Source organism: Flavobacterium sp. GNP010 (assembly GCF_056428945.1).
Genome location: NZ_JBWJVK010000098.1, coordinates 1 through 2329, shown reverse-complemented (window position 1 = coordinate 2329; position 2329 = coordinate 1). Strand labels below are relative to the sequence as shown.

The 2329-nt window shown below is 36.9% G+C and carries 1 protein-coding gene; it reads right to left on the bottom strand.

Features of this window, described 5'->3' with window-relative positions:
• On the bottom strand, window positions 1-2329 hold a 2329-nt coding region (locus AC061C_RS15575; protein ID WP_478291929.1), incomplete at both ends, for a WD40/YVTN/BNR-like repeat-containing protein.

Here is a 2329-nt window from a genome sequence, read left to right as displayed (position 1 = left end):
GAATGCTGATTTTATTTATAGAAACAGGAAGGTAATACTTTCCATTTTTTGCCGATTCCCATTTTAATTTTTTGTCTTTCGCTACTGCTTTTTCCGCAATCTCTTTTGGAACCGCTAAGTCATACACATATTTATTCAATCCTTTTACTGCTTGTACTTTTTGAGAAAAAATTACTTCTTTAAAACTATTCTCCACTTGAAGTACTACTTCTGAATCAGTATTGGAATAAAACCAAATAGTTGCTTTTGGATCAGTAGCTTTGGCCCATGAACTCCAACTGTTTCCCCAATCTTTTGATTTTTTGATTTTATTTATTTCAAAAATATGCACATTTTCCGCTAAGACTTTATCAGTTAGTTGCTCTATTTGATCCACGTTGACTTTATAAATGGATCGACCATGTGTTCCTACTACTAAGTCTCTCGCTTTCTTTTGGAGCACTACATCATGGACAGCTACATTTGGCATACCATTCGAAAAATCTTCCCAACTTTTTCCTCTGTTCAAAGAAACATACAAGCCGTTATCTGTTCCTAAATACAAGATATTTTCATTTATATTGTCTTCAGCAATAACATTTACTGGACTTACTGGCACATTCCCCGCAATACTGGTCCACGTTTGTCCATAATCATCGGAGATATAAACGTAGCTGGTGAAATCATCATTTCGGTATCCGTTTAAGGTAGCATATACGCGCTCCTTTTTATGTGTAGAAGCCGTTACTCTTGAAGCCCATAAGTTTTGCGGTAAATTGGTCGAGATTTTGTTCCAACTTACACCGCCATCTTTAGAAACATAAATCAATCCATCGTCACTACCAGTGTACAGCAAACCAAATTGCAATTGGCTTTCGCTTATTGTGGCAATGGTTCCAAAAGCAACATTACCTTCCTTAGTTCCATTAGTCAAATCAGGTGAAATAGCTGTCCAAGTTTGTCCTTGATTCATGGAACGGTGTAAAAAATTGGATCCCATATACAAAATATCTTGATTGTGAGAAGACAATAAAATAGGTGTTTGCCAATTGAAACGGAATGGTTTTTCATCTTTTTTCGGCTTTGGCGAAACGTACTCGCGTTTGTTAGTGGCACGATCGATTCGGTAATAATTTCCAAACTGAAAACCTGTGAAAACAATATTTGGATTGCGCTTATCAATTTGAATTTGCATTCCGTCACCACCCATTAAATTTTCATAAGGATACTTCCCATCTTGGAGCCAATCAGAGGAAAATTTATAGTTGCTCGGTCCTATCCAAACGCCATTATCTTGCATACCACCGTAAATATTGTAAGGCTCTTGCTCATCTACATTGACTGCATAAAACTGGCTTACTCCATGTGAATTGCCTTTGAACCAGTGTGCTCCATCGTCATAGGAAATATTCAAACCACCATCATTCCCATTAATCAAATGCCCAGATTTATTTGGATTCACCCAAACAATATGATGATCCGAATGCACATTTTCTTCACTAATTGATTTAAATGTTTTTCCGCCATCATCTGATTTGATAACTGGCACTCCTGATAAATAAATTTTATCTGCATTACTTGGATCTACAGAAATTGAACTGAAATAATACCCGTAGGAATAGAAGAAATCGTCTATAAATCCGGTATGTGTTTTGGTCCACTTCGTGCCTCCGTTAGTAGTTTTATAAACTTCTGCCCCAATTACTTCGGCATCGGCTAAACTGCTAATGGATTCCAAAACCAACTTTCCTGCCTCATTAGGTTGCAAATATCCGTTTTGTACCCAATGTTTAATATTTTCGGCGCGGTACTTTTCAGTTAAACCAAAGTTCTTTAAAATAGAGTTCAAACTTTTATTAGGCAACTGTAAGAATTCGTCACCCGGCACAGCAAAAGCAGTTGTTAAGGCACTACTTTTTTTAGTATCAAGAGGTCTTTTAAATTGATTGTCTAAAATAGCATAAACTGTAGTGTCATCATAAACCGCTAAACCAATTCGCCCAACGCCTTCACCAGTGGGAAATCCGCTATCAGCAGTCGAAAAAAGCTTCCAAGTTACGCCCGCATCTTCACTTTTATAAATGCCAGATGCAGCACCACTACCTTTAAAATCCCAAGCTTTCCTATCTTTACTCCAAGCCGCTGCATATTGAATATTGAAATTTTTTGGCGAAACAGCCACGTCTATAATCCCAGTTTCGTTGTCTAAGAATAATGTTTTATTCCACGATTTACCGCCATCAGTAGTTCTGTAAATACCACGTTCCTCATTTTTTGAATACAAATGCCCTACTACGCCTACTACAATTTCATTAGGATTAGTAGGATTTAAAAGGATTCTACTAATATG